Source organism: Nocardia heshunensis (genome assembly GCF_054782115.1).
The window spans coordinates 1016785-1043170 of sequence record NZ_BAAGTC010000003.1 but is presented as its reverse complement, the minus strand read 5'-3'; the positions used below and the strand labels follow the sequence as shown (position 1 = coordinate 1043170).

Below are 26386 nucleotides of genomic sequence, written 5' to 3'. Positions count from 1 at the left end.
ATCACGGTTCTAGGCTGGCGCAGTGCAACAACGCCTCGTCGATCGCCACCCGGAGGTTCCGGCAGACCAGCTCGTGGCCCAGATGGTTCCGCCGCCCACCTTCGACGAGGTGAGCTTCGGTTCCTACATTCCGGACCCGAAGGAACCCTCCCAGGCCGCTGCCGTCCAACAGGCCGAGCAGTTCGCCCAGCGGGTGACCGCGCTGCGTAAGGCCGCGGACAAGAAGTCCCTGTTCGGGAAGAAGAAGCCGGTGCACGGCATCGGCCTGTACCTGGACGGCGGCTTTGGTGTGGGCAAGACCCACCTGCTGGCGTCGATCTTCCACAGTGTCCCCAACCCCAAGTCGTTCGGCACCTTCGGCGAGGTGACCAATCTGGTTGGCGCGCTGGGCTTCAACAATGCCGTCGAGCGGCTCTCGGCCAACAGCGTGCTGTGCATCGACGAGTTCGAGCTCGATGATCCGGGCGACACCATGCTGGTCTCGCGTCTGCTCACCGAGCTGACCGACCGCGGCGTCTCCATCGTGGCGACCTCCAACACCCTGCCCGGCCAGCTGGGCGAGGGCCGCTTCGCCGCCCAGGACTTCCTGCGCGAGATCAAGAAGCTGGGCGCGCTGTTCGAGGCGGTCCGCGTGGACGGCCCCGACTACCGTCACCGTGATCTCCCGCCCGCCCCGGAGCCCGCCTCCTACGAGACGCTGGTCGAGAAGGCCGCGCACACACCGGGTTCCACGCTCGACGACTTCGACGAGCTGCTGAAGCACCTGAGCACCCTGCACCCGTCCCGCTACGGCGCGCTGATCAACGGCGTGACGTCGGTGAACATTTCGGGCGTGCACACGGTCACCGATCAGGCCGTGGCGCTGCGCATCGTGGTGCTGGCCGACCGCCTCTACGACGCGGGCATCCCGGTGACCGTCTCGGGCGCGAAGCTGGACGAGATCTTCACCCAGGAGATGCTGGACGGCGGCTACCGCAAGAAGTACCTGCGAGCCATCTCCCGCCTGCTTGCGCTTTCGCGTTTCGAGGCGCCCGCGCACGCCTGACCGCCTTTGGGGTTTCAGGGGCTTGCCCCTGAGAGCCCCCGAGAGTTGGGGCTACCCCGGTGGTTCTTAAGGTCCCCACAGGTAATAAATTTCGAGGGTCAACGAAAACCGGTCCCGGTTCGGTTTTCGTCCTCGGAAGGAGAAGTACCGTGCGTAAACGTGCTGTCCAAGCCGCTGCGGTGGTCACCATCGCCCTATCCGCGAGCCTCGGTTCGGTGGCGACCGCCTTCGCCACCGACCCGCCTGCCGCCACCTCCGACGTGGTCGTCAACACCGACAACCGCGCCCTCGGCCTCACGGGTGTGCTGAACGCCCGCGACGCCGGCGGCTACAAGACCACCGACGGCCACACCGTGCGCACCGGCCTGGTCTTCCGCACCGGCGACCTGTCCAAGGCCACCGACGCCGACCTGGCCAAGCTCACCTCGCTGAATGTGGTGTCCGTGCACGATCTGCGGACCTCCTACGAGCAGCAGTTCATGGGCGTCGACAAGGTCCCCGCCGGTGCGACCGAGCACCACGACGACATCATCGGCCAGGCCCCGCCGCAGGTGATGGCCTCCACCCTCTCCGCGGGCAGCGACCTCTACCGCGCCTTCATCACCGCCCCCGGCGCGAACGAGGGCTTCGCGAACGTGCTGCGCGACATCGCCGACAACCCCGGCGGCGTGCTGTTCCACTGCTCCGCGGGCAAGGACCGCACCGGCTGGACCTCGGCCGTGCTGCTGACGATCCTGGGCGTGGACAAGGACACCGTCTACTACGACTACCTGCTGTCGAACTACTACCGTGGCGCCAAGGACGGCGACATGATGAACGGCGTCACCGCCTCGGCCCTGGACGCCGCCTTCGACCAGGTGAACAAGAGCTACGGCAGCTTCGACAACTACGTCCGCGACGGCCTGAAGCTGACCGACGCCGACATCGCCGCCCTGAAGGCCAAACTCCTCGCCTGACAGCGGTTCTCGCTACATCAGGTACTTCCGGGCCAAGGCCGACAGCACGAATCCGATGAGCATGGTGGCGATCGAGGTATAGACCGCCACCTTGCCCAGCGGGTGGCCCTTCTGGTTGGCGGCCAGTCCGAGAAGGATTCCGGCCCAACCGAACAGGCAGGGGATCAGCAGGGCCAGCCCGGCGGCCGCGAAGGCGGTCACGGCCAGTCCCTTGCCCTGGGACACGCTCGATGGATCGGGTGCCGGTTCGTTCGCCATGCTGTGCTCCCAGGCCGTTCGGTACGTAAACGCTACGCCGGGAGCGGGTTTCGTGCGGGTTCAAATAGGGTTGACACCCCCGCGACTTCCTCGCTAATGTTCCGAGCCTCATGGGTATCGGTTTCCTGTTTTTGTGATCAGTTCGCCGCGTTGAGCTCCGCTCCGCGTCGAGTCCTCTTTCACCCCAAAAACCGGGAGACCCTTGTGCTTACCCTCCGATCTTCTGCCGTATCCCAACTCACCCTGTCCGCCGTCACCAAGCGATTCCCGGACCGTGTCGTGCTCGACGCGGTCGACCTGTCCATCCGTCCCGGCGAGAAGGTCGGGGTGATCGGTGACAACGGCGCGGGCAAGTCAACGCTGTTGCGGCTCATCGCCGGTCGCGAAACACCCGACGACGGCGAGGTGACCGTGCAGGCCCCCGGCGGCCTCGGCTACCTGGCCCAAACCCTGGAACTGCCGCCCACCGCCACCGTCGGCGCGGCAATCGACCTGGCGCTGAGTGACATTCGTGACCTGGAGTCCCGAATGCGCTCGGCCGAAGCGGAATTGGCGGCCCCGGGTCCGCTGGGCCGCCGCCTGGACGACTACACCGCACTGGCCGCCCGCTTCGAGGCACGCGGCGGCTACGACGCCGACGCCCGGGTCGACGCCGCACTGCACGCGCTCGGATTGCCCGGCCTGGACCGAAATCGCCTGCTGGGCACCTTGTCCGGTGGTCAGCGGCAGCGGCTGGCGCTGGCGGCCATCCTGGCCTCCGCACCGGAATTGCTGCTCCTGGACGAGCCGACCAACGATCTCGACGACGAGGCCGTGGAATGGCTCGAACGGCAGCTGCGCGCCCACGACGGCACCGTGGTCGCGGTGACTCACGACCGGGTCTTCCTCGAACGCATCACCGCCACGGTGCTCGAGGTGGATGCGGGCGCGGTGACCCGCCACGGCAACGGTTACGCCGGATACCTGCGGGCCAAGGCCGCGCAGCGGCATCGCCGGGAACTGGAGTACCGAGAGTGGCGTGCCGAGCTGGCCCGCAACGAGCGGCTGGCCGAATCCAATGTGGTGCGGCTGGAGGCGATTCCGCGCAAACTCCCGCTTGCGGTGTTCGCCGCGGGTCCCTTCCGGACCCGTAGCCGCGGCCACGGCGCCCAGTCGCGCATCCGCAACGCCAAGCAGCGGGTGTCGCGCCTGACCTCGGATCCCGTTGCCCCGCCACCGGATCCGCTCCGCTTCACCCCGAGTCTGACCGTTGCGGCGGCGGACGAGGGTGTGTCGAGTGACGTTGCTCTCCCCATCGCCGAGGTGAGTTCCGTTGTGGTGCACGACCGTCTGAGCCTGGACGGCCTGCGGATCGAGCCGGGGGAGCGGCTGCTGGTGACCGGTCCGAACGGTGTGGGCAAAACCACGCTGCTGCGCCTGCTGTCCGGTGAACTGGCCGCCGACGCGGGCACGGTCACCGTACGCGGCCGGGTCGGGCGTCTGCGGCAGGAGGAGTCGCCATGGCATCCGGCCTGGACGGTCTTGCGCGCCTTCGCCTCCGGTCGCCCCGGCTACCCGGACGAGCACGCCGACACCCTGCTGTCGCTGGGCCTGTTCCGCCCGCAGGAGCTGGGCCTACGGGTGACCGAGCTGTCCTACGGTCAGCGCCGCCGCATCGAATTGGCCAGGCTGGTCACCGATCCGGTGGATCTGCTGCTGCTGGACGAGCCGACCAACCACCTGTCCCCGGCCCTGGTCGAGGATCTGGAACAGGCCCTGGACGGCTATACCGGCGCGGTGGTGCTGGTCACTCACGACCGCCGCATGCGCGAACGCTTCACCGGCCGCCGCCTCGAACTGGTCAGAACCGGTGGCGCATGACGTAGTCGTGGTGCAGCTGCGCACCGACGGTGAAGGTCTTGGTACCGGCCACGGTGAACCCGTGCTTGCCGTAGAAGCGCTGGGCCCGCAGATTCTGCTGATTCACGCCCAGCCACACCGCGACACTGCCGTCGGTGCGAGCGGCCTCGAGCCCGGCGCGCATGAGCTCCGCCGCCGCACCGCTGCCGTGGCGGCCGGGCAGCACGTACATCTTGCTGAGCTCGGTCACCGGCCGTTCGATGATGACGGCCGCCACGTCGGGATCGGCCGGTGCCATGGCGTTGAGCAGCGCGTAGCCGATGATCTCCCCGTCGTGAACCGCCTTGAGCACCAGCCGGTCCGGATCCCCGAGGTACTCGCGGAACCGCTCGGGCGAGAGATTGGCTGCGATGAACGCCGCCTCGTCGGCGGGTGTCGACCCGGGCGGGCAGGCCAGCGGAAAGGTCACCGCGGCCACCGCGGAGAGGGCCTCGGCGTCGGCGGGCTCGGCCCGATCGATGGTCGTGTCGATGGCTGCGGAATCGCTCACCGCTTCAGTCAAGCAGGTTCGGCGGCGGGCTCGGTCGCCGAGGGGGTGGCGGCGGTGCGCTGGTGGAAGATGCGCGCGAACCCGATCAGCACCACCGCGAAGGCGAGCGGAATCGAGAATCCGGCACGCAGATTCGCGGCATCGGCGACCGCGCCGACCACCGCGCCGCCGACCAGGGTGCCCGCGTAGTTGAACAGGTTGAGCCGTGCGATGAGCGCGTCGAGGTCGCGGCCGCTGGTGAGTTGCCCGGCCTCGCTGAAGCACAGCGGCGCGATTACCGGCAATCCGATGCCGGCGACCAGGAATCCGAGGATGGCGACCACCGGTCCCGGCGCGGTGACCACGATCAGCAGCCCGATCGAGCCGACCGCCGCCGCCACCCGCACCACCGTGCGCGGCCCGAATCGCCGCACCCAGAGATCGCCGGTGAGTCGTCCGACCAGCGACGCGCCCTGGTATGCCGCGAGCGCCAGGGCGGCGGTCGAGGAGGCCGACAGCAATTCGTCCTTGAGATACAGTGCCGACCAGTTGCCGACCGCGAGGTCGATGGCGAAGGCCAGCGCGATCACCACGCCGAAGATCAGGAACAGTCGTGTCGGCACCGAACCGGCCGGTTCCCCTTCGGCCGGACCGGCTTCCGCCTCGTCGCTGCCCAGCAGTCGCGGTCCGGCGACCAGGCACCCGACCGCCACCACCGCGGCCGCGATCACGATCGAAGCCCACAGCGGCACGTGCAGCCACTCGAACGCCGCCACGCACAGCGCGCCGAGGATCGAGCCCGCGCTCCAGGCCGCGTAGAACGACACCAGAATGAATCGGCCATAGCCGTGTTGAATGAATACCGCCTGCATATTGGTGCCGGCATCCACCATGCCGACCGCCACGCCGTACACCCCCAGCGCCACGAAAGCGCAGATCAGGTTGGGCGACACCGCGATCGCCACACCGGCCACCGCGATCACCCCCAGCCCGATCCGCAGCGCCGTGCGGCTCGACCAGCGCAGCGCGATCCGTTCGGCGGTGATGCTGCCGACGCCCGCCAGCAGCGAGATCAGCGCGACGATCGCCACGATGAGCCCGTCCGACAGCCCGAATTTGTCCTTCATCTGCGGCAATTCGGTGAGGATCACCGCCAGGAAGAACCCCTGCAGCGCGAACGCGACGGAGTTCGCGGTGCGTGCCGCCCGCAGCGTCGGATCGAGAGCGCTGAGCTGCGACTTCGGAGGGTGAGGCGGGAGCATTTCGAAAGAGTAGCGGCGGCGGCCGTGTCCGGCATCCCGGACCTCGGTTACGATCCGCGTCTCGCTTGATCACACCCGGCTCGCAGTTGGATAACGAATGTGGTCGCTTTCGGGTCTGCAGGCGGTTGCCCTGCGGCACTCTGGAAGTGACGGCTAGGGCTGGTGGTTTCCGATACGACGGAAGCGGTCCTTGCGGTGAGTGTGGTGTCTGGGGTGATCTTGTGAGCACGAGGCGAGTGGATGTACCGGTGGCACTTGCCGAACCGGATCCGCACTCGAATCCAACTACGTCAGTGGGTGATTCGTCCGTTCGCGACCGTTCCCGGCCGCGCGCCCAGGGTAAGGACGCGCGCGGGCACACGGCGGGGGAGCGCTGCCGCGAAGCCGACTGCGCGGCCTGCCGCTGGGATGTGCGGCGGCTGGAATTCTGGTTGCGTGGGCGGCTGCTGGCCGCGGGCGCGGAAGATGTCGAGGTGGCCGCGAGCCTGGGCGGGATCACCGTGGACGTGCTGTGGCGCAAGGGCGACCGGGTCTGCGCCATCGAGGTGTCCAGCGCCGCACCCGAGTTGACCCGCGCGCGCACCCGCACCACCGAGCTGCGGACCAGCGGTTGTAGCGAAGTGCTATGGATTTGCCCGCCCGGTTTCTGGACCGCGCAGCTGCCCGCGCTCGGCATCGACGACTTCGCCGCCGACGGCTGCGAGTACCGGGTGGTCGGCGGTCTGCTCACCGCCGGACCGGGCGGCGTCGTCTCGGCCCGCCAATCCGCCTGTGAACTGCGAGAATTCATTACGGGTTGGGTGGCCGAAGAAATAGCGTTCGGCTGCCGCGACGAGCACCAGGGAGGATGGGCGACGGTGACCGACTGGGAACGCCACACTCGGACACAGGCGGCCGTCATCGCGCGGCAACGTCAGGAACTGCAGAACCAGCGCACGGCTCTGGCCTTGGCGCGCAAGGCCACTCGCGACAAGACCAAGCAGTTGATGCGCATGACCCACCGCCTCGAACGCGCCGAGATCGCCTCGCAACAGCAGGCTGACGACCTGGCTCAAACCCGCCGCAAGATCGCCGATCACAACCGCGTGGACGCGACCCTGCGCTTGACGGTGGCGGGTCAGCGCTCGGCCATCCTGCAATGGCAGCTGATCACCTGGTTCGCGGTGCTCGTGATCATCACGTTCATCGTCGCGGGATTGGTGCTGAAGTGAGCGCCGAGGGCGAGCGCTGAAGAAACTGAATCCCTCCCCCTTTTAACGTATATCGCAGTGGGGGGCTTGCGGCAAGACCCCCGTCGTGCTGCAGAATCGTCGGCCGTGGGTCGGCACCTGCGGAAATAGCGTTCCCGCATGCCGATCCGAGGCAACTTCGACGATGGGTGGGTTCATGTTCGATGTGATCATTTCCGGTGCCGGGCCGACCGGTTTGATGCTTGCCAGTGAATTGCGCCTGCACGGCGTCAACACCTTGCTGATCGAGCGCGATGCCGAACCGACCGAGGTCGTGAAGGCGATGGGCATGCATGCCCGCACGGTGGAGATCCTCGATCAGCGCGGGATCGCGGATCGATTCACCGCATTGGGTACCCAGCACCCGACCAACGGCTTCTTCGCGGGCATCCGCAACGATGTCCCGATTCAGCTCGATACCAGCTTCCCGTTCGTGCTGGGCCTGCAACAGCCCATCACCGACCGCCTCCTGGCCGAACGCGCGGTGGAACTCGGCACCGAGATCCGCCGCGGCACCGAACTGGTCGGGGTCAGCCAGGACGAGGAGGGCGTCACCGTCGAGTTGGCCGACGGCAGCACCCTGCGCACCCGCTACCTCGTCGGCTGCGACGGCGGCCGCTCCACGGTCCGCAAGGCGGTCGGTATCGACTTCCCGGGCGAACCGAGCCGCATCGAGACCCTGCTGGGCGAGGTGGAACTCACCGCACCGCGCGAAGAGGTGATCGCCACGGTCATGGAGCTGTACAAGACTCACCACCGTTTCGGCGCGGTTCCCTTGGGCGGCAACCGCTATCGGGTGGGCGCACCCGCCGCGGGCCTCACCGACGATCCTCGCGTCCCGCCGACCTTGGAGGAACTGCGCGACCAGTTCCTGGCCATCGCGGGCACCGATTTCGGCATGCACTCACCGCGCTGGCTCTCGCGGTTCGGCGACGCCACCCGCCTGGCCGACCACTACCGGGTCGGCCGCGTCCTGCTTGCGGGCGATGCCGCCCACATTCATCCACCGGTCGGCGGCCAGGGCCTGAATCTGGGCGTCCAGGACGCCTTCAACCTCGGCTGGAAGCTGGCGGCCGCGGTAGCGGGCTGGGCCCCGGCCGACCTGCTCGACACCTACGAATCCGAACGCCGCACCTGGGCCGAAGACGTCCTCAACAACACCCGCGCCCAAACCGAACTGTCCCTGCCCGACCCCGGCCCGCAGTCGATCCGCCGCCTGCTCACCGAGCTCATGGCCTTCCCGGAGGGGAAGCGCTACCTCACCGAGAAGGTCATCGCCGTCAACATCCGCTACGACTTCGGTGACGGCCCCGACCTCCTCGGCCGCCGCCAACGCGACATCCCACTGAAGAACGGCCGCCTCTACGAACTGATGCACGAAGGCCGCGGCCTACTCCTCGACCAAACCGGCAAACTGTCGGCCGCGGGCTGGTCCGACCGCGTCGACCACGTCATCGATGTCAGCGACGACCTCGAAGCCCCCGCCGTCCTCCTGCGCCCCGACGGCCACATCGCCTGGCTGGGCTCCGACCAGCAGGACCTCCTCACCGCCCTACCCCGCTGGTTCGGTTCCCCCACGAACTGACTCGAAGCCCCGGGCCCGTTCAGCTCGGGGCCGGGATTCACCGCCCATGGCCGCCACCGTGGTCATGGGTGGGCCCGCCCATCGACGGGCTGCTGCTGTCATGCCCGAAGGTCTGACAGGTCGGATTGTTCACATCGGGATAGGCACACCCCGTGCCGGTATCGGCACTGGCCACCCCCGCCCCGGCAACCACGAGCGCCACCAGAACTCCACCGCAAGCCGCCACCCTGATCTTCCTGCTCATCACGAGACTCCTCTCGAACGATCCAGCGATCACTTCCTCGCCCTCCAGCACACGCCCCCCACCTGAGAATCCGCGAGGAGCACCCGAAGAATCCCCGGCCCTCTCGTCATTCCGGCGTGCTCTTGGCCGGAATCCAACCGTTCAGAGTGTGGATCCCGGCCAAAAACGCGCCGGGATGACGGGGTGTCTTGCCGGGATGACGGGGTGTCTTGCCGGGATGACGGGGGTGTCTTGCCGGGATGACCGGGGGAGTCTTGCCGGGATGACGGGGGAGTCCTCAGGGGGCGGTCAGGCGGAAAGGGGCGCGGTGCCAGTGCCAGTCGTGGCGCAGCGTCAGGGCGGCGAGGTCCAGGAGATCCAGGCCGGAGAGGGTGCGATAAGCGTCGAGGGCCTGCCAGGTCATCGGGCCGGTGGCTAGGCGGGACGTCAAGGTGGCTTCGTGGTGGGGGTTTACCTTGCGGGACAGCAGTTCCGGGATGCCGTCGCGACTGCCGGTCCAGGTGAGGAAGCCCCAGCCGCGGGCGAAGGCGTGGCCGCGGGTGGCTGCGGCGCGGGCGCGCTGGGGGTGCAGGGCGGTGTGGGCGAGGGGGAGGACGTCGATGAGGACGGTGCGGCCGTCGGTGAATGTGGCTGCGGCGGTGGGGTAGTGGACGCGGTCGGTGTGGTCGAGTTCGTAGGTGACGGCGACCGGCAGCTCGGCGAAGGTGGCTACACGCGGGCTGGCATCGAGGGCGCGCAGCAGTCGTGCCTGCAGCGCGGTGTCGAAAGTGACTTCGCGGCCGAGCTTTTCGGAGTACATCCGGCCACGCCCATCGTCCTCGTAGTCGAGGCGTCCGGCCGGGAGCACCGGGACGGGTTCGGGTGTGCCGCCGGGCCATTCGACCCGTGGCAGCCACGCGTTCCACATGTCTTCCGGCGCGTCGTCGGAGGACGCCGCGGGCAGCAGATGCCAGCGCCCCTTCTGCTGCCATCCGGCGATGCGCTGGAACACGAACCCCGCCAGCCGTTTCGAGTCCTGCAGGTCGTGCCCGGCCAGCCGCAGCTTCAGGTACGCCCAGTCCTGTGCGGCGATATCCCCGTCGGTGGCATAGGTTTCCGCGAGCAGCGTCCGCACCAGCCGCTCGTCACCCCACCCGACCGGATACCGTGCCGCGAACACTCCCAGATCCGGTTCCCCGGTGGCCAGCGCCTGCCGCACCATCACCCCCACGGCCCGGGTGTACAACTGCCGCGCCCGATCTCGCGACACCCCGAACCGCGCCCCCAGCAACATCAATGTCTCCGGGCTCTCCCCGTCCAGCCCCAACCGGCACGTCATCAGCTCCGCATCGCGCGGCCGATCCGCCGCCACCTCGGCGACCATCCCGGCCAGCACCTCGTTGACCTGTTCCAGCCCGAAGTCGACCCCGTCGGCCGGATCCTCGCGCGGCACCTGCCGCGTGAGCCCCGCATCGCTCGTCGTCAATGCCACCCCTGCTCGTCCTCGCCAATCCGTTCGACGAGCCTAACCGCGCCCACCGACACACTCGGTTCGACCGCGTCGGAGCAGTGAACGGCCGGAGCGGCGGGTGTCACGCGGGGCGGAGCTCCTCCGTCGAGGCGCTGAAGGTGACCAGCGTCGCGCCGGTGTCGTCGGAGAAGTCGAGCTCGAAATCGGTGGGGGTGTACTGATCGATCAGGTGGCAGATGGAGCCGCGTGGCACGCCGATCGGCGCGAAGCGGTCGGTGTCGACCGTGACCCGGTCGAAGAGTTCGAACGACGGCGACCCTGCAGTCTCAGCGCTCATGGGACGGAGTCTAGGACTCGGAAGCGCGAATTCGGTCGATCCCACGCCTGCCGAAACAAGGACGCAAGGTGCGGATCGGGCATCGGGCCGCCGCAGCGATGGGCGGCCCGTTGCGAAATGTGCTCGGGTAGCGCCGATCCCGTCACCGGACGCGGTGGATCCGGCTGCGGGGACGGCGCGGGGGAGTGCGCCGGGGGCTACGTGGTGATGACGGCGTTCATGATGGTGCCCGCACTGGTGGCGATGATGCCGCCGATCATGGCTCCGGCGACCATCTTCGGCGAGGCGAGGCCGCTGCCGGACCACTTCTCCCAGGCGAAGCGGCCACCCGCGTAGGTGATGGCCATGACCCCCGACAACAGCACGAACCAGGTGAAGTAGCGGACCAGCTTCATGAGCTTGTCGGCCACCGGGGGTGTCTCCGGCGTGGGGTTGCCGAGCTGGGCGAGCACGGCATGTTGGGAGAGCACAGTGTCGTGAAAGGCGCTGAGCAAGAGGGTCACCCTGCAAAGGTACCGCGAAACCACGCCGACATGCCCGGGAACGTCTGTGAGATCTACTGTGTAAGAACGGTTTTCGCTGCGTCCCTGCTGCGAGACACTTGTGGAGATGCTCCGAGATTGCGGTGAATCTGCTGGGAGAGCGTCGGAGAAATCCCGAGAGCTCCGGAAAATTTCCGGGCCGGGGAGGAAGAAATTGAGCGGATGACGAGATTCGAACTCGCGACCCTCACCTTGGCAAGGTGATGCGCTACCAGCTGCGCTACATCCGCATTCGCGTCCTTCCGGGCTGTTTGGGCCCGTCCGGCTGCGAGAAAGAACGATAGCCCACCTCTGGCGCATTTCCAAAACGCCTGGCTAACGGCGAGTTCCCTACGCGAGTCGGCCCCGGAAATTCCACCGTCGGCGCGCGGCCCTTGTTAGCGTCGAGGCGGCGATGGTTGCCATGCGGTTACCCACTCTTCAGGAGGTCGCTGTGTCGGAGCTGTTCGGCAGTGTCAGTCGCCGTGGACTGTTCGGTCTGGGCCTGGCGGTCGCGGCCGGGGCCGCGCTCTCCGCCTGCGGGTCCAGCAGAAAAGACAGCGGTAGCAGCGCGACTGCCACCTCGGCGAGCAATGACCCCACGGCGATCGCGACGGACGCCTACACCTTCGGCTATCCGCTGGTCCTCATGGATGCCACCCGCGCGGCGGGCGGCCCGGTCAATCAGTTCGTCCATGCCGATTCGTTGCCGGGCCCCGAGGACCGGATCGTGGTGCGGGTCAATCTCGACACCCTGTACTCGCAGGCCTGGCTGGATCTGACCGCCGAGCCGCTGGTGCTGCGCGTCCCCGGCATGGAAGCCGACCGGTACTGGCTGATGCAGCTGCTCGACGCCTGGACCGACACCACCCACGATCCGAGCAGCCTGCGCCCGCAGACGACCGCGGCCGGGCCGACGCCGCCGTTCACCTACCTGATCACCGGCCCCGGCTGGTCGGGCGACGTGCCGGAGGGCATGACACGGCTGGCCATGCCGACCAATACGGTGTGGATCATCGGCCGCGTCCAGGTCAACGGGACCGACGATATCCCCGCCGTGCGCGCCATCCAGTCGAAACTGGTGCTCGCGCCGTTGAGCGGCTATCTGGCCGATCCCGGAATCGCCACGCCCGGTGTGCCTTTCAGCGCGGGCACGCGGGGCGCGTCGCCCTCGCAGGAGGTGGCGGCGCTGGACGGCCCGGCCTTCTTCACCAAACTGTGCGCGCTCATGTCGGCCAACCCGCCCGGCGCGGCCGATACCGCCGCCCTGAACCGCTTCGCCACCTTGGGCATCAAGCCCGGCGGCTCACCTTTCGCCGATGCCGCGGTGCTCACCGCCGGTGTCGAGGCGGGCAGGAAGCAGCTGGCCGACTACCAGGATCCGCACGCCGCGAACGTGAACGGCTGGTCGTATTCGACCGATCTGGGCACCTACGGCACCAACTACGCCCTGCGCGCGCATACCGCCTACTTCGCCCTGGGCGCGAATCTGCCGCAGGACGCCCTCTATCCGACGTTGTCCGGCACGGCCGACGCGAACGGCACCCCGCAACGCTTCCGCCTGCATTTCGCCGCCGACCAGTTGCCCCCGGTCGACGCCTTCTGGTCGATCACCGCCTACGACGCCGACAGCTTCCTGATCCCCAACCTCGCCAACATCTACGCCGTCGGCCACCAGATCCCCGTGACCAAAAACCCAGACGGCTCCCTGGACCTGACTGTCCAGAACGCCGACCCCGGCCCCGCCGTCCCCACCGGCAACTGGCTCCCGATCCCCGCCACCGGCAAATTCTCCTTGACGCTGCGCCTCTACGCCCCCAAACCCGCTGCCGCCCAGGGCAAATGGCAGCCCCCCGCACTCACCCCCGCCCCCTGACCCGCGTCGACTATTTCGGTGCGTCGTCGCTCATCGGGACGATGGCGGAGATGAGGGTGGCGTCGCCGACCTTGGTGGTGATGACGAGTTGCGGCGACCAGGTGCGTTTGGTGGCGTCGGGGTGTTGTTCGCTGACCACCATGACGTGCTGGCCGTCGAAGGGTCCGGGCATGATCTGCACGCAGTAGGTGGTGCCGACCGGGATGGAGTCGATGCCGGCCTGGATCTGCTCGACGGTGGGTGCGGTGGCGTCGGGGGCGAACATCTCGCGCACCGCCTTGCCGTTGCGGTCGACGTAGTACCGATTCTGTAGCGCCAGAATCACATCCGGCCCGGATTTGGTGCTGCCCGGCCCGTTGCCGCGGACCGTGCCGTTCTTGGTCTCGTTGGGGCACAGGCCCGCGGGCAGTCCGGCGGCGGGTTGGTCGGTGGCCGGGGGTGTGGTGGTGACGGCGACGGCCGCCTGCGGCGTGGCGACCCCGGGTTTGGCGGGCGCGCTGTCGCCGGTGACCTTGGCGATCTGCACGGCGATCGCCGCCGTCACCGCGAGCACCGCCAGCAGCCCCAAAAGCGGTACCGCCCACTGCCGTCCGCGTGCGGTGACCGCGCCGCGGGCGGTGCGTGTCCGTGCCGGGCGGGTGGGCCGCTTCAACGGTCGTCGCTCGCTGCCGTAGTCCGACCAGGACGTCTGCCGGGCCGAGGCTGCCTCGTAGCGGGCTTGGGACGGTTCGTGCCCCGCCCCGTACGGTTCGTCCTCGGATCGTCCGTACGGTTCGTCCCCGGATCGTGCACGCGGTGCGGCCCCCGATCGTGCGCGGGGTTCGTAGTACTCGTCCTCGTCGAATTCGTCGTAGTCGTCGTCGAATTCGAGGCTCTCGTACTCCTGATACGCCGGAGCCCGGGTCGCCGGGGCGGCTGCGGGCGCACCGGTGATCCAGTCCGACCAGCGCCCGGTGTAGGCGTCGGGTCCGTCGTGGTCGGGCGGTTGCGTTGTCGCCGAGTCGGATTCGGTGGTGCTCATGGTGTCGCCTGTGCGCCGAGGTTGGGGATCAGCGGCGCCCCGCTGGTGGGGGGCGTGCTGGTCCCGGGGGTGAAGGACAGGATGGGCGCCCCGCTCGACGGGGTGCCGGTGGCGGACGGGTCACCGCCGAGCGGGAACTGCCCGTTGGGTGCCACGCTGGTCGGCGTCGTCGAGGTGCCCGCGAAATCCATGCCGAGGCTGGGCTTGTCGCTGCCGCCGAGCGGTGTGCCGCCGGACTGGGCGGCCCCGGACAGATCGTGCGCGACCGCTGCGAACCACTGCCCGACCCAGTCGGTGGGGCTGTCCCCGAAGCCCGCGCCCTGCGCGTGCGTGTAGTCGTGCTTCTGCGCGGTGTCCCAGTACCGCACCCAGGTGGTGATGTCGAGCAGGTCCTTGTTGTCGGTGATGTTCTGGGTGACGGCCGAGAACGACTGGCTCACCAGCCGGCTGATGGTGGTGGGCGGCACCAGATTGGTGACCGCGCCCAGCAGCTTGGTCCCGAAGACCGCCAGTCCGGCAATGGGATTGGCGAGCCCGGCGGTGGCGATCTCGGCGATATTGGCCGGGGTCAGAATGTCCTTCACCACGGCGACCACGGAATTGACGGCGATCAGTCCGACCTTGAGCAGCGCCTGCAGCGCCCCCGGGATGTCGACCTGGTTGGCCGGGTTGGAGGCGTCGGCGATGCGCTGCGAGATCGACTTCTGCGGCTGATACGACAGATCCGAGATCGAGTTGCCCGACACGTCGTTGTTGACCACATTGGTGACGGTCTTGATCGAGGTGAACGCCAACGCCTCCGCGATCGACTTCAGTGACCCGATCGGGTCACCGGCCGAAAGCTCCACCTGCCCCGCGATATTCGCGACGGTGCGCACCAGCGGCGCCCCCACCGGGGTGTCGCAGGCCAGATCGCCCTCGGTGCAGAATTCCGCGACCCGCCCGACCAGGGAGCCGAAGTTCTCGAGGGTGGCGCTGTCGGGTGCGATGCCCGCCCCGGACGCGGTCTTGGTGGCGGGCGGATCCGAAAGTCCGGACACCGCTTTGCCATCCGTGCCCGGTGCTGCGGTCGGCAGCTTCTGATCGGGCTTGCCCGGGAACAGCGGCGCATTGGCATTGCGGTTGGGATCACCGAAAAGCGCTACCGCGGCGATCCTCTCGGCCGGGACGGTGCCCTGCCCCGACCCGACCTCCTGCGCGAACTGGGAGGCGACGTGCGCGCCCTGCGAGTATCCGGCGATCGCCAGTTTGCTGCTGGGGCAACGGTCCACGACCTGTTTGGCCATGGAACGCAGCCGGTCCAGGCCCTCGCTCACCGACTTGGTGTAGGTGACGGTGCTGATCGAGGTGGCCCCGCCGAAGGACGCTTCGTAGGGGACATACGCGCGGTCGACGAGTCCGGCGTCGGAGGCGGCGGCCATCATGGGCCGGAACACTTCCGAGAGCATGCCGGTGTCGGTGGTGACGGCGGCGTCGGGGGAGGATTCGCCGGTGCCCTGGATGCCGAGGGCGAACAGGGCCGGGCATTTGTCGATCGGCACCGTGGTGTCCGGCGGTCCGCCGCTGGCCAGGCCGACGGCCGCGGTCGCGATGACGCAGACGGCGGCGGTCAGTATCGCCGAGCTCCGCAACGTCGGTGCCGAACGCCGGAATCGTAGGGTGGGCAGCAGTTTTCGATGCATGTCGCACCTCGTTCAGGTCGGTGACTGGCTGATTCCGCGCTCATCGACGACCGGGTGGCCGTGCTGCGCCTGTTCGGTGATCCGCGCCCCGGCGGTCCTGGCCGCGGTGAGGATCTGCTCGGCTAGCAGCCGAACCGGTTGCGGGGGAGTGCGAGTGGGGTCGCCGTCGTCCGCCGGAGTGTGGCCGGCGGCGGGATCCCACGCCGCCAGTTCGTAGGGTTCCAGGGCTCGCCACTGTTCGAGCCAGCCCAGCCGCCAGGTGCGCGCACCCAGGGTGAGGGCCAGCCCCTCCATCTCCTCGCGCCGCTGTGCCACCGGAATCGGCAGTGGCCGAGCCGCATCCGCGACGGTCAGCACGCCCACCACCGCGCTGCCCATCGGTGTCGCCTGCGCCTGGTGCGCCAGCAGCGCCCGGTGCAGCGCGTTGACTCCCCGAAGATGACTGCGGCCCACCAACACCACCAGTGGCGAATCCATGTCCCCTGTGAGCCCGATCCGCGCGGGCCACCGTTGCCCGGCATCCCCGGCCCAACTCAGACTTGATGCCAGACTGCTCACCCCGGCACCCCCGTGCACCCCGACCAGCCATACCAGCGGCGGTCGGGTGGGCCGATTCGGTACCGCCCGATGCCACATCGGCACCGGCTCGGCGGCGGGGGTCGCAGCCGTCACCGCGGGGGCCGGTGGCCGGCTCGCCGAGGCGGGACGCTCGAAGAGTTGGCTGCTCATCGCAGGGCTCCCAGCAAGGCCAGGTAGGCGTCGCGGGTTTCGGCGGTGAGCCGATGCCAGGTGATCGGCCCGCCGGTGGCGAGGTGAATGTCGAACGGCACCTGCACGATTGCCCGCACCCAGGATCCGAGATGGGTGCGGACGTGCTCGAACACCGAGGCCGCCGATCCCGGCACCTGCTCGGTGAGCACGATGACCGCGTCGCCCACCACGAATTCACCGAAATTCTCGTCCAGCCAAGCCAAGGCGGGCTGCAGCCGGTTGATGGCATCGGGGCGGGCGGCGACGGTGAGCACCAACCCGACTCGCGGATCGGCCAGCAGCGGCGCGGCCAACCGGCTGGTGACCGGCGCACCCGCGTCGAAAACCCCCAGGAGCCCGGCATTTTCGAGATGCCGCGCCACCGAGACCAGAGATTCCCGCCGCGGCAACGGTTCCGGCGTCCGCGCCAGCACCCGCACCCCGGTCGAGGTCTGTCCCGAACATGCCCCCACGGTGGCGGCCACCCCGGGATCGCTGGTGCCCAGCCAGTTCTGCAGCGTGCTCACCGGCGCGACCGCGTCGCAGCCGCGCAGCGCCACATCCCCGCCCCCGAGCGTGGCATCGACCACGACCGGCCACACCCCGCCCTCACTGTCCACGCCCGCCGCCGCGGCCAACCCCAGCGCGACGGTCGTCGCCCCCGAGGCTCCGGACCCGCCCAGCACCAGCACCGGCGGCAGCGCCGCTCGCACGAGCCGCCCCTGCCCGCCCCGCAACGGCACCCCGTCGGTGGGCGATCCGACCGGTGCAGGCTGCATGAGCGCGGCCACCGCCGCGTCTTCCTCGCCCCCGGCCGCCCCTATCCGCGCCGCCTCGACCAGCCGCGCCGCAACTTCCGCCTGCCCAGGCCCGCCATCGAATTCCGTTGCGTGTCTACCGTTCCGGGGCTGCGCGTTTGCGGAATGGTAGGCCCCTTCCGCTCCGGCGTGGTCGGGCCCCGTGGTTCCGGCGCGGTCGGGCCCCGTGGTTCCGGCGTAGTCGGGCCCCGTGGTTCCGGCGTGGTCGGGCCCCGTGGTTCCGGCGTAGTCGGGCCCCGTCGTTCCGGCGTGGTCAGGTCCCGTCATTCCGGCGTGGTTTTGGCCGGAATCCACACCCGCCGGTGGCGCACTACCGTCGCGCCGGAACCAGAAGTCCGGCGGCGGGTTGTCGCCGGGCCCCGGCCCGGGTCGCAGCCGGTCGTCGATATCGACCATGGCTCACCGGCTTCCGTCGGTGATGGCGCTGATGCGGACCTGACCGTCGCGGGTGACCGTGGTGATCACCTGCTGCCAGGAGACCTGACTGCCGTCCGGGTGCTTCTCGTCGATGCTGACATTCCAGTGGTCGGCGTCCACGCCGGTGATGTTCACGCAGTGCTTGGTCCCGGCGGGCGTGGCCGAAATGGCATCGCGCGTGGCCTGTTCCGGCGCCACCTTGGCGTCGGGTGCGAGCAGCGCGCGCACGGCGGCCGGGTCGCGCAGCACGTACCAGGCGTATTCGAGGCGCAGGATGACGCCGGGTCCGCTGCCGAGATCACCGGCGCTGGCCCCGCTCACCCGATCGGGCGTATTGCGTTCCTGGCACCAGGCGATCAGCCCCGGCTGATTCCCGCCGGTCGTGGTCGGGTGCACGCTGGAGCGCACCGGAACCGCTTGCGGGGCGCTGGAATCGTCCGGGGTGAGCGACCACCAGCCCGCGACGGCCACCAGCACCAAGGCTAGCGAAACTCCAGCTATCGCCAGTGCGCGCCGTCGAATTCGCATCCGCCGCTGCGTTTGTGCCGCCCGCCGCCGCGCCTCGACCACCAGCGCCGCCATCGGATCCTCGGACGTGAGGTCGTACGGACTGCCCGTCTCCCGCCCCCGCTCGTTCTCCTGGCCCGCCCAGGCCGCCTCGTCCAGCCAGGACGCCCACCCCGGCGCGCCCGCGGCCTGCGCGGCAGGCATCGCCCGCCCGCTCCCGCTGGGCGAGAGCTCCGGCATGACCGGCCGCCCCGCACCCCGATCCGGGTTCCGGCCCGCGCCCGCGTCTCCCGCACTGCTCCGCCGTGGCGACGGCCCCGACCAGTAGTCGGCCGCACCACGGCCGCCGGATTCGCGGGCTCCGAATTCGTGGCCCCCGAATTCGCCCGGCCCCGAAGCCTCCCCGCCCCGCGATCCGCTCGCAGCCCGAGCGTTCATCCCTGCCGCAGTGGATCCGGTTGGCTGCGATCCGGTTGCACTCTTTTCGCCCGCAGTCGCCCCGACCGGGTTGGCCCTCGCACCGCTGACGCCCGCACCGCTTTCCCCTGCACCACTCATCGCTGCCCCGTTGGTCCCTGCCCCGTTGGTCCCTACCTTGCTCATCCAGATCGCGTCCGCTCCAGCCGTGTTCGTCCCGGCCCCGGCCACAACCGACCCGGCAATGGCCGATCCCGTGCTGGCCGACCCGGTTACGGTCGACCGTTCCGTGCTGGGCTCGCCTGCGGTGAACGTGTCAGCCGTCGAGTTCTCGTTGCCCGATCGGCGGGCCGAAACGTCAGGAACGTGCGCATCATCGCCGGAGGAAATGCCAGCCTCCTGCCCTGCACCGACCGTCGAGTCGCCCGTGGCGCCGAGGGTCGAGTAACGGGTGGCACCGAGCGTCGAGTCACCGGTGGTATTGAGGGCCGAGTCACCGGTGGCCTGCTCACCGCCCGCCCGGCTGCTCGCGGCGGCACCGCCGATCGGCTTGTCCCGCGCCGTATCTCCACCGGGTCGCCCCGTCACGGGCTTGCCCTGCTCACCGTCTCCGGTGAACGGCTTATCGGCGCTCCGGCCCGCCCCGGCACTCCCGCCGGACTGTTCCGTCGAGCCACCGCCACCCGCACCATTGCCGCGCGCTCCGGTCGGCGCATTGCCGCCGGTGAGCCGGACGCCAGCGTTTTTCCCGGCCTTGCCATCACCGGAACCGCTACTTCCCGCCCGCGGCCGCCCAGACTCACCCGTGAGCCGCCCGGCAGACCGACTCGGCCGAATATCGCTGGTGAGCCGCCCGACCTTCGGCCGAGAGCCATCGGCTATCGACCCCTCCACCCCCGATTCACCTGGTGCCGGACGCGATTCGCCCGCACCGACCCCGACTCCGACCGAAAACCCATCTCGACCAGCCGAATCCACCCCACCGAACGCAGCCCCGGCGGGTGCCGTTGCCGCAGACTCGGTTTCACCGGAGGCCGAACCGCGTCCGCTCCCCACACGCGGGGTGACACCAAACCCGAGGATCGGTTCCGCACCGACCTCGACCCCGGAGGCTGTCGCCGCGCCGGGCTCAGCCCCGGCGAGTGCGCTGGTGCCGGACTTGGCCCCGGCAAGCGGAGATGCGCCGCGCTCGTTTCCGGTGAGCGAGGTCGCGTCGCGCCCCGTTCCTGCGGGCGTAGTTGTGCCAGGCTCGGTTTCGGTGGATGAGGTCGCGCCGCGCTCGGTACCAGCGGGTGCGGTTGCACCGATCTCGGTTTCGATGGGCGCGGCCGCGCTGCGCCCGGTTCCCGCGGGTGTGGTTGCGCCGGGCGCGGTTCCGGCTGGCGTGGTTGCCCTGAGTCCGGGTGCGCCAGGCGTGGTCGTGCCGTGCTCGGCTCCGAAATGCGAGGCGGTGCCGGGCTCGGCTCCAGTGGGTGCGGTCGTGCCGGGCTCGGTCCTGGTGGGCGAGGCCGTGCCGGGTTCGGTTCCGATGGGCGAGGCCGTGCCAGGTTCGGTTCCGGTGGGCGAGGTTGCGGTGCGGCCGGATCCAGGGGATGTGGCCGTGCTCGGCCCGGATCCGGTGAGCGCTGTTGTCGCGGGGCCGGTGAGTCTGGTTGCGGCGGGCTTGGGTTCGGGCGGTGGGGTTCCGGCGGGTGCGGGTGTGGTTGCCGCGGGCTCGGTTCCGGTGTGTGGGGGTTTCGGTGCGGTGGGGGATAGGTGGCCGGGGGCGGATTCGAGGGCGGAGTCGTTGTCTGCGGTCACGGCGTCATCCGTGTCGTTCCGGTCACGCACCGGGCTGGAGCGCGGCCATGAACGCGTCCGGCGTCAACACGGGCATCTGCGCCACCGCCGTCCGCAGCGAATCCACCTGCGTATCCACGGCATCCGTCACCTGCTGCACGACGGGCGCGGCCTCCGGCACCGCGGCAGCCACCTGCTGCCCGACCCCCGAGACGACCTGCTCCACCGCCGGAGCCGCAGCCTCCACCGCAGGCGCAACCTGCTGCACCACCGTATTAGCCACCTGCTGCACCACCGGAGCGGCCGCCTGCACTACAGGCGCGGCCACCTGCGCGATCGGCGCGGGCACACCCGGCAGTTCCGCGTAAGCAGCCACCGGCTGCACCCCGGAATTCCCGTCGGCACCCGAAAGCGGCACTTGCGCAGCGGTATCGATCAGCGACGTGGGAGCGGGAGGAGCGGTTGTCGGCAGGCCACCAGAGAGGCCACCGAACACACCACCAGCGAGCGCGCCGAGACCGACACCGATTGCAAACCCGGGGAATGCGCCAATGCCGCCACCGATTACGCAGCCGGTACCGCCTCCGATAGCTGCGCCGATTGGAGCCCCAGCCCCGGCAGTCGGAACACCGGCGATCGCAGCACCGGCGACCGCGCCAATCACGCCGCCGACTACACAACCGGTCAGGCCGAACACTGCGGTCCCCGCAATGCCCAATCCACCACCGATTGCGCTGCCAGCCACGCTTCCGGCAGCCATCCGGTCAGATTGGTCCCGAGGGAAACCCAAAGTGTCGTAGAAGGCGGCTACTTGCCACTCCGCCATATCCAGGTAGGACTGTGCCTTATCGCGTGACTTGGTGTCGACGAAGTCCGGCAGTTCGACCTTGTTTGTGCCTATGCGCAGCTGATGCGGGTCAGTAGGCATCACTTCCGGCGGATTCGCCCCGGCGCTATCCGGCTGCGTCGCTTGCGGTTCCGTCGGCTGAACCTGCTGCTGCGTCGGAGGCTGGACGATCGTGTCCTGCTGCGGTGTGGTCTGCTGCTTCGGCCGGGGCCGGTTCGGGGCCGGGACCGGGGGATCGGGGATGAAATCGGCCGGGCTGGGCGCGGATTGCACGGGCGCCTGGGGTTGCGTGCTCAGCCCGGGCTGCCCGTCACCGGGTACCGCGAGCCCCGGCTGCCCGGGGGCGGCAACAGCCACGCCGTGGCCGGCGACCAGTGCGATGGGCAGCATGGATAACAGCAGCGAAGTCTTCTTGGCTTTCATGTCCCCAATTCCCCTTCCCCGAACGGACAGCAGTGGGCCGGTAGCCCTATTCCCCCGGATGCCATGGCATTCCGCACCACTGGCCGACAACACAGGTGGCCCACCGGAACTGCGTTCCGATGATCCATCATGAAACCCCACCACCTGCGATGATCATGTTGCGGACCCGATCTTACCCGGATCTCAGGGTCCCACAACCGGATCCGTGACGGGAGTGACGAATTGTTAAACCCAACTGTTCGTGACCCATAGGATCGTCCCGATCGGCCGCCCGTTCCGGGCTCGAACCAGCGTCACCGCAACACTTCTCGACCGCCTAGCGGTCCGCCCGAAGGAATTCCCATGCGCGCCAAGCCAGCACACCATGCGCAAACTTTCGCCGCCGCGGCCGTCGCGCTGCTCGCCACGGCGTCCGTTCTCACCGTCTCGGCCTGCGGAATCAGTGATCACAGCGCCTCCACCGCGACCACCACCACCGTCGATCCGGCCCGCGCCCCCGCCGACGTGCACTGGGAGAACTACCAGGGTGTGCTGCTTCCCATCGGCGGCCATGACGGCCCCAGCAAACTGGGCACCACCGCCGCGGGCTTCACCCACACGCCCCAGGGCGCGGCCCTGGCCGCCATCAACCACAGCACCCGCCTGGCCTTGGCCCCCGACGGCGTATGGCCGCAGGTGGCAGCCATTTCCCTGATCCCCGGCCCCGCCAAGGACTCCTGGGTGCTGGCCCGCGCCCAGGTGTCGATCACGGCCCCCGCCAACCCGACGGTCGCCCCGCATCTCACCGCCTACAAGATCACCGCCTACACCCCCGACCGTGCCGACCTAACCGTCTACGCCACTTACTCCGACGCCAGCATCACCGCGACCACGGAAACCGTTCGCTGGGTCTCCGAGGATTGGCGGCTCCTCCTGCCAGACCCCACCGCCAAAACCCAGACCGTGCAATCGGTCCCTGCGATCCCCGCGGACGTGGTCACCCTGCCGCCCGCGAAATAGCCGCTACCCGACCAGCTTCAGCCCCATCACGCACGCCACGATCCCACCCAGGAACAGCAGCTTGACCAGACTGACGGCCGTCCCGCCGGTGGCCATGGAGTAGACGACGGTCAACACCGCCCCGATCCCCACCCACACCGCGTACGCGGTCCCGACGGGCAACCCCCGCATCGCATAAGCCAGCCCCGCCATGCTCAACGCCAGCGCCACCGCGAACACAGCGGTGGGCCCGAGCTTCGTGAACCCTTCGGACTTCCCCAGCGCAGTGGCCCACACGGCCTCGAAAACCCCGGACACAACCAATACCAACCAGGACATGACAACCTCCGAAGGCCGTCTTGTCGCACACCGGGTACGGCTCCATCGTCCGGGCCCCAATTCAGGGACTACCTACACAATGGCAAACCCCCAGCGACCAGGGCAAATTCCAGGCCGGTGATCTTCACCTCCACCCGCCACCCCGGTCAGACCCCTCACCCCAGGATGCTGCTCCCAAGGAACCGATCCCACTGCTCGCCGGAGAACACCAGCACCGCACCACCCGGATCCTTGGAGTCCCGCACCCCGACGACGCTCGCCCCGTCACCCGCGAATGCGACCTCGACGCACTCCGAAGCATTGGGGGACTTGCTGGACTTGAACCACTGGGCGGTCGAAATGTCGAGGCTCACGCCATGCACTCCTTCACGATGCGCCACACCAGGTCACGGCTGGCGTCCTCGGTCAACGCTACCTGCTCGAGGTCGTTGATCGCCCGCCGATGGCGCGTGATGACGTCGGGCTGCTCGAGGTAGAGCGCGCCTTCGTACCCCTCGACGTAGACAATCGGCGGTTCGACCATTCGGCTTGCCAGCGGCGGGAATTCGAGCAGGGTGAACGATTGGAACACCAACCCGCTGTTGGTGGCCACCGCATGGGGGACGACTCGGATCGAAACGTTGGTGCGTTCGCTCTCATCGGCCAGTCGCCGCAATTGCTCGGCCATTACGGCCGGGCCGCCTGGCTGGTGCCGCAGAACCGCCTCGGACACAAGGGCATCCAGCCAGAAGTCGACCTCGCCGAGCCGGGTCTGCCGCCGTGCGGCGAACTCGAGTCTGCGTTCGATGTTGACCGCCGACAGGTCGGGATGGGCGACCTGGATCAGGACGCGCCGATAGCCCGGAGTCTGCAATAGGCCAGGCACCAGTGAGAGTTGGTGCGTGGTAAGGCGATTGGCGGCCGACTCCAGATCGAGGTAGTGGTCGAAGTGCGCGTCGAGCTGATCGCTGTACGACCGCCACCAGCCTTTGGCCGTGCCTTGCGATTTCGCGATGAGATCCTGCTGTCGGACCTCCTGCCACAGCCCGAGCATCTCATCGCGCTCCTGACTCGGATCCGGAACTCCGTAGAAGTCGAGCAGATCCTTGAGCTGTGCGGTCGCAAGCTTGATCTTCCGCCCTTCCTCCATACGACTCACGCTCTGCGGAGATGTCTCGAGCCGAATTGCCGCGGCATTCTGCGTCTTCCCGGTGCGAATCCGGTGATTACGCAGAGCTCGCCCAAGTGCCCTGCGGGGAAGCGATGATCCGGCCATTTCGTTAGCCTCGCTATCTGGGATGCGCCAATATGGAATAGGCCAAACTGGATCTCCTATTGATTATCGGCGATTCCACACTGCGGCGTTCACGTTTTGGATCAGCCAGTCGTCTACTGGCTTTGTTGTCATCCGAATTCGTCAACTTCGTGAACGGTAGCCCGAAATGCCCTGGGACGCATGGGCGCTGCTGTCCATCATCACCCTCTGCCTCACCATCATCGCCCTCACCGCCCGCGACTCCTACCGCCTGTCGCACGACCACCCCCACAACACCCTCCGCCTCCCCCTATCAACCGGCGGCCACCTCGACATCCCCTGCCCCCCAACCCATCCCGTACCCCGCCACCGCCGCCCCCACCCCATCAGGTAACCCGATGACCCCCGCCGAAATCTCCGTCCTCACCGCCCTCCACCCCAACCAAACCCTCACCGCCACCCAAATCCAAACCTCCGCCGCTCTAACCTCCCACCGCACCCGAACCGCCCTGTCCCACCTGAAATCCCGAGGCCTCATTACCCCCACCCACCGACGAGGCCACTACCGCATCACCCCCCGAGGCCGCCTAGCCCTCCTCACCAAACGCGCCCGCTTCGCCTAGCCCCCACCCCCTGAACATCCGTCGAGTGGCACATCCTGGAGGCTCATCCCGCGATTCACCTCCAGGATGTGCCACTCGGTGAGGGGTAGCCGTTTTTCTGGAGGGCGGCGGTTATTAGGGCGATTAGGGTGGATGGGTTTTTGAGGGTGGTGGCGTCGACTCGGATGATGATCCAGCCGAGGGCGGGGAGGTCGTTGTAGCGGATCAGGTCTTTGGTGCGTTGGCGGGGGTCGGTCCAGTGTTGGGCGCCGTCGTATTCGACGCCGACCAGCCAATCTGGCCAGCCCATGTCGATGCGGGCTATGACGATTCCGTTTCTCCAGACCTTGATCTGGGTCTCGGGTTTGGGGAGGCCGGAGCGGTACAGCAGCAGGCGGGTGCGGGTTTCCGGGATCGATTCGGCTCCGCCGTCGATGAACGGCAGCAGCGCCTCGAGCTTTCGGCGATTCCGCGCTCCGGGATGCTGTTGCGCGAACTCCGCAATCTCCTCCGCCGTGAGACCTGTTGCCCGGCACAATGAATCGATCAGCTCGATTGCCCGGTCCCCGCCGATCCGCCGCCCGATATCGAACGCCGTTCGCACCGGAGTGGTGCATCGCAGGCCGTCCGCGACACAGATCTCGGTCTCGGGCAGGGCATCTCGGTACACCAATACGTGCTGCGGCGCGCGAGCCCGCCTCGGGATCGAGACCTCCGCGGGCTGGTCGTCCATCCACCGGGCCCCGTGCGCGGCCGCCGCCGAGCATCCCACTACCACCGCGCCATCCCCGGCCCACATCGCCGCCGCGTGTGCCCGGCCCCGCGCATCCAACTCGACCCCGGCCCGCACGAACGTGTCCGGCGCCACCCGCACACATCCGCGAACTGCCCACCGGCTCAGCTCGCCACGGTCGACAGCCGAACTCCCCGAAAATGCTTCCCCCGAATCTCCCATTCCTCAACCCTTATCGGCTATTCGGCTCGCCGAGGCTGAATTCCAGACTTCGCACCGCGCGGGGGCTCATCGGGTGGGCCGAGGGATTCGTTGAGGCGGCGGCCGCGTGCTCCGCGCTACCGGTCCGGACATGACAGACTCCCTGCATGACCGTCCAGGATGATTTCGAGCGGGTGGCGACCGAGCTGGCCGATCGCGGCGTGACGATTGCCAAGGTGTTCGGGAAGCCCGCGTACAAGGATGCCGACGGCAAGGCCTTCGCCTGTCTCTTCCAAGACGCCCTCGCCTGCCGCCTGCTCGCCGGTACCCCCGAGCACACCGAGGCCCTCGCCCTCCCCGGCGCGGAACTGTTCGACCCCTCCTCCCGCCACCGCCCCATGAAGGACTGGGTCAGCGTCCCGCACGCCAACGCCGACCGCTGGCTGCACTTCGCCGAAACCGCCTACACCCGCCCCCGCTGAACCACCCGGCCCGGCAACGGGTTCG

The 26386-nt window shown here is 68.7% G+C and carries 27 protein-coding genes, 1 tRNA gene and 1 riboswitch; of the genes, 10 read left to right on the top strand and 18 right to left on the bottom strand.

Going from position 1 to position 26386, the window contains the following annotated elements:
* Positions 1-22 precede the first annotated feature (22 nt).
* Together zapE and ACYVN4_RS11720 are read left to right on the top strand one after the other, a co-directional pair.
* On the top strand, positions 23-1045 hold the full coding sequence (gene zapE / locus ACYVN4_RS11725) for a cell division protein ZapE (protein ID WP_460720162.1): 1023 nt from the start codon (positions 23-25) through the stop codon (positions 1043-1045).
* 149 nt (positions 1046-1194) lie between these two features.
* Entirely contained in the window at positions 1195-2001 is an 807-nt protein-coding gene (locus ACYVN4_RS11720) for a tyrosine-protein phosphatase (protein ID WP_460720160.1), read from the top strand.
* Positions 2002-2013: 12 nt separating this feature from the next.
* On the opposite strand, the gene ACYVN4_RS11715 is transcribed toward ACYVN4_RS11720, so the two are convergent.
* Positions 2014-2259, bottom strand: coding sequence for a hypothetical protein (locus ACYVN4_RS11715; protein WP_460720158.1), 246 nt, complete (start codon positions 2257-2259; stop codon positions 2014-2016).
* A 204-nt stretch (positions 2260-2463) separates the two neighbouring features.
* Between ACYVN4_RS11715 and ACYVN4_RS11710 the strand changes: the two genes are divergently transcribed.
* Positions 2464-4119: a TlrC/CarA/OleB/SrmB family ABC-F type ribosomal protection protein gene (locus ACYVN4_RS11710; RefSeq protein WP_460720156.1), complete on the top strand. Its 1656-nt coding sequence runs from the start codon at positions 2464-2466 to the stop codon at positions 4117-4119.
* Here ACYVN4_RS11710 and ACYVN4_RS11705 read toward each other — a convergent pair.
* Positions 4100-4630, bottom strand: coding sequence for a GNAT family N-acetyltransferase (locus tag ACYVN4_RS11705; RefSeq protein ID WP_460720573.1), 531 nt, complete (start codon positions 4628-4630; stop codon positions 4100-4102). The two genes, ACYVN4_RS11710 and ACYVN4_RS11705, sit on opposite strands and share 20 nt — an antisense overlap.
* Positions 4631-4656: 26 nt before the next feature.
* Positions 4657-5889, bottom strand: coding sequence for an MFS transporter (locus tag ACYVN4_RS11700; RefSeq protein ID WP_460720154.1), 1233 nt, complete (start codon positions 5887-5889; stop codon positions 4657-4659).
* 293 nt (positions 5890-6182) lie between these two features.
* Between ACYVN4_RS11700 and ACYVN4_RS11695 the strand changes: the two genes are divergently transcribed.
* Together ACYVN4_RS11695 and rox are read left to right on the top strand one after the other, a co-directional pair.
* On the top strand, positions 6183-7100 hold the full coding sequence (locus ACYVN4_RS11695) for a hypothetical protein (protein ID WP_460720152.1): 918 nt from the start codon (positions 6183-6185) through the stop codon (positions 7098-7100).
* A gap of 175 nt (positions 7101-7275) precedes the next feature.
* Positions 7276-8703, top strand: coding sequence for a rifampin monooxygenase (gene rox / locus ACYVN4_RS11690; RefSeq protein WP_460720150.1), 1428 nt, complete (start codon positions 7276-7278; stop codon positions 8701-8703).
* Between the two features lie 37 nt (positions 8704-8740).
* Here the strand turns inward: rox and ACYVN4_RS11685 are convergent, their stop codons facing one another.
* The 5 genes from ACYVN4_RS11685 to ACYVN4_RS11665 form a co-directional block, all read right to left on the bottom strand.
* The gene (locus tag ACYVN4_RS11685; RefSeq protein WP_460720148.1) at positions 8741-8947 is read right to left on the bottom strand and encodes a hypothetical protein; all 207 of its coding nucleotides are present in this window, start codon (positions 8945-8947) and stop codon (positions 8741-8743) included.
* A gap of 277 nt (positions 8948-9224) precedes the next feature.
* Complete coding sequence (locus tag ACYVN4_RS11680; RefSeq protein WP_460720146.1) at positions 9225-10418, bottom strand: hypothetical protein; 1194 nt, start codon at positions 10416-10418, stop codon at positions 9225-9227.
* Positions 10419-10518: 100 nt separating this feature from the next.
* Positions 10519-10734 carry a hypothetical protein gene (locus ACYVN4_RS11675; RefSeq protein ID WP_460720145.1) on the bottom strand — a complete coding sequence of 72 codons (216 nt, stop codon included), beginning with the start codon at positions 10732-10734 and terminating at the stop codon, positions 10519-10521.
* Positions 10735-10931: 197 nt separating this feature from the next.
* Positions 10932-11237: a hypothetical protein gene (locus ACYVN4_RS11670; RefSeq protein WP_379362183.1), complete on the bottom strand. Its 306-nt coding sequence runs from the start codon at positions 11235-11237 to the stop codon at positions 10932-10934.
* A 196-nt stretch (positions 11238-11433) separates the two neighbouring features.
* Positions 11434-11506 (bottom strand) — tRNA-Gly (locus tag ACYVN4_RS11665).
* 203 nt (positions 11507-11709) lie between these two features.
* Here ACYVN4_RS11665 and ACYVN4_RS11660 point away from each other — a divergent pair.
* Positions 11710-13131, top strand: coding sequence for a DUF1254 domain-containing protein (locus tag ACYVN4_RS11660; protein WP_460720142.1), 1422 nt, complete (start codon positions 11710-11712; stop codon positions 13129-13131).
* Positions 13132-13141: 10 nt separating this feature from the next.
* Here ACYVN4_RS11660 and ACYVN4_RS11655 read toward each other — a convergent pair whose 3' ends face one another.
* From ACYVN4_RS11655 to ACYVN4_RS11630, 6 genes are all read right to left on the bottom strand, one after another.
* Positions 13142-14152, bottom strand: coding sequence for a hypothetical protein (locus ACYVN4_RS11655; protein WP_460720141.1), 1011 nt, complete (start codon positions 14150-14152; stop codon positions 13142-13144).
* Positions 14149-15834 (bottom strand): cutinase family protein, encoded by a 1686-nt coding sequence (locus ACYVN4_RS11650; protein WP_460720139.1) that lies wholly within the window; start codon positions 15832-15834, stop codon positions 14149-14151. Before ACYVN4_RS11650 ends, ACYVN4_RS11655 begins: the two co-directional genes overlap by 4 nt.
* A 12-nt stretch (positions 15835-15846) precedes the next feature.
* Entirely contained in the window at positions 15847-16563 is a 717-nt protein-coding gene (locus ACYVN4_RS11645; RefSeq protein WP_460720137.1) for a hypothetical protein, read from the bottom strand.
* Positions 16560-17798: a MinD/ParA family ATP-binding protein gene (locus ACYVN4_RS11640; RefSeq protein WP_460720135.1), complete on the bottom strand. Its 1239-nt coding sequence runs from the start codon at positions 17796-17798 to the stop codon at positions 16560-16562. The genes ACYVN4_RS11645 and ACYVN4_RS11640 overlap by 4 nt, the downstream gene beginning before the upstream one ends.
* A 3-nt stretch (positions 17799-17801) precedes the next feature.
* Entirely contained in the window at positions 17802-18764 is a 963-nt protein-coding gene (locus ACYVN4_RS11635; RefSeq protein ID WP_460720133.1) for a hypothetical protein, read from the bottom strand.
* Positions 18765-20565: 1801 nt separating this feature from the next.
* Positions 20566-21792 (bottom strand): hypothetical protein, encoded by a 1227-nt coding sequence (locus tag ACYVN4_RS11630; protein ID WP_460720131.1) that lies wholly within the window; start codon positions 21790-21792, stop codon positions 20566-20568.
* Positions 21793-22134: 342 nt separating this feature from the next.
* On the opposite strand from ACYVN4_RS11630, the gene ACYVN4_RS11625 reads away from it, so the two are divergent.
* Positions 22135-22791, top strand: coding sequence for a hypothetical protein (locus ACYVN4_RS11625; RefSeq protein WP_460720129.1), 657 nt, complete (start codon positions 22135-22137; stop codon positions 22789-22791).
* Between the two features lie 3 nt (positions 22792-22794).
* Here ACYVN4_RS11625 and ACYVN4_RS11620 read toward each other — a convergent pair whose 3' ends face one another.
* The 3 genes from ACYVN4_RS11620 to ACYVN4_RS11610 all read right to left on the bottom strand — a co-directional run bounded on the left by ACYVN4_RS11620 (position 22795) and on the right by ACYVN4_RS11610 (position 24364).
* Entirely contained in the window at positions 22795-23109 is a 315-nt protein-coding gene (locus tag ACYVN4_RS11620; RefSeq protein WP_460720128.1) for a DMT family transporter, read from the bottom strand.
* 9 nt (positions 23110-23118) lie between these two features.
* A riboswitch (guanidine-III (ykkC-III) riboswitch) is annotated at positions 23119-23181 on the bottom strand.
* An 83-nt stretch (positions 23182-23264) separates the two neighbouring features.
* Entirely contained in the window at positions 23265-23462 is a 198-nt protein-coding gene (locus ACYVN4_RS11615) for a DUF397 domain-containing protein (RefSeq protein WP_460720126.1), read from the bottom strand.
* Complete coding sequence (locus ACYVN4_RS11610) at positions 23459-24364, bottom strand: helix-turn-helix domain-containing protein (RefSeq protein WP_460720124.1); 906 nt, start codon at positions 24362-24364, stop codon at positions 23459-23461. Before ACYVN4_RS11610 ends, ACYVN4_RS11615 begins: the two co-directional genes overlap by 4 nt.
* A 166-nt stretch (positions 24365-24530) precedes the next feature.
* Here ACYVN4_RS11610 and ACYVN4_RS11605 point away from each other — a divergent pair, with 166 nt between their 5' ends.
* A complete protein-coding gene (locus ACYVN4_RS11605; RefSeq protein WP_460720122.1) occupies positions 24531-24737 on the top strand; it encodes a hypothetical protein in 207 nt (68 codons plus the stop codon).
* 4 nt (positions 24738-24741) lie between these two features.
* Entirely contained in the window at positions 24742-24966 is a 225-nt protein-coding gene (locus ACYVN4_RS11600) for a hypothetical protein (RefSeq protein ID WP_460720120.1), read from the top strand.
* Positions 24967-25021: 55 nt separating this feature from the next.
* Here the strand turns inward: ACYVN4_RS11600 and ACYVN4_RS11595 are convergent, their stop codons facing one another.
* Complete coding sequence (locus ACYVN4_RS11595; RefSeq protein ID WP_460720118.1) at positions 25022-25813, bottom strand: hypothetical protein; 792 nt, start codon at positions 25811-25813, stop codon at positions 25022-25024.
* Between the two features lie 233 nt (positions 25814-26046).
* Here ACYVN4_RS11595 and ACYVN4_RS11590 point away from each other — a divergent pair, with 233 nt between their 5' ends.
* Positions 26047-26361, top strand: coding sequence for a hypothetical protein (locus tag ACYVN4_RS11590; RefSeq protein ID WP_460720116.1), 315 nt, complete (start codon positions 26047-26049; stop codon positions 26359-26361).
* Positions 26362-26386: the final 25 nt, after the last annotated feature.

Coding starts and splice junctions, on each gene's coding strand:
- ACYVN4_RS11590 (WP_460720116.1), top strand. CDS start 26,047: ATGACCGTCCAGGATGATTTCGAGCGGGTGGCGACCGAGCTGGCCGAT.
- ACYVN4_RS11685 (WP_460720148.1), bottom strand. CDS start 8,947: ATGAGCAGGAAGATCAGGGTGGCGGCTTGCGGTGGAGTTCTGGTGGCG.
- ACYVN4_RS11640 (WP_460720135.1), bottom strand. CDS start 17,798: ATGGTCGATATCGACGACCGGCTGCGACCCGGGCCGGGGCCCGGCGAC.
- ACYVN4_RS11605 (WP_460720122.1), top strand. CDS start 24,531: ATGCCCTGGGACGCATGGGCGCTGCTGTCCATCATCACCCTCTGCCTC.
- ACYVN4_RS11655 (WP_460720141.1), bottom strand. CDS start 14,152: ATGAGCACCACCGAATCCGACTCGGCGACAACGCAACCGCCCGACCAC.
- ACYVN4_RS11645 (WP_460720137.1), bottom strand. CDS start 16,563: ATGAGCAGCCAACTCTTCGAGCGTCCCGCCTCGGCGAGCCGGCCACCG.
- ACYVN4_RS11700 (WP_460720154.1), bottom strand. CDS start 5,889: ATGCTCCCGCCTCACCCTCCGAAGTCGCAGCTCAGCGCTCTCGATCCG.
- ACYVN4_RS11630 (WP_460720131.1), bottom strand. CDS start 21,792: ATGAAAGCCAAGAAGACTTCGCTGCTGTTATCCATGCTGCCCATCGCA.
- ACYVN4_RS11610 (WP_460720124.1), bottom strand. CDS start 24,364: ATGGCCGGATCATCGCTTCCCCGCAGGGCACTTGGGCGAGCTCTGCGT.
- rox (WP_460720150.1), top strand. CDS start 7,276: ATGTTCGATGTGATCATTTCCGGTGCCGGGCCGACCGGTTTGATGCTT.
- ACYVN4_RS11620 (WP_460720128.1), bottom strand. CDS start 23,109: ATGTCCTGGTTGGTATTGGTTGTGTCCGGGGTTTTCGAGGCCGTGTGG.
- ACYVN4_RS11635 (WP_460720133.1), bottom strand. CDS start 18,764: ATGAACGCTCGGGCTGCGAGCGGATCGCGGGGCGGGGAGGCTTCGGGG.
- ACYVN4_RS11600 (WP_460720120.1), top strand. CDS start 24,742: ATGACCCCCGCCGAAATCTCCGTCCTCACCGCCCTCCACCCCAACCAA.
- ACYVN4_RS11675 (WP_460720145.1), bottom strand. CDS start 10,734: ATGAGCGCTGAGACTGCAGGGTCGCCGTCGTTCGAACTCTTCGACCGG.
- ACYVN4_RS11625 (WP_460720129.1), top strand. CDS start 22,135: ATGCGCGCCAAGCCAGCACACCATGCGCAAACTTTCGCCGCCGCGGCC.
- ACYVN4_RS11650 (WP_460720139.1), bottom strand. CDS start 15,834: ATGCATCGAAAACTGCTGCCCACCCTACGATTCCGGCGTTCGGCACCG.
- ACYVN4_RS11715 (WP_460720158.1), bottom strand. CDS start 2,259: ATGGCGAACGAACCGGCACCCGATCCATCGAGCGTGTCCCAGGGCAAG.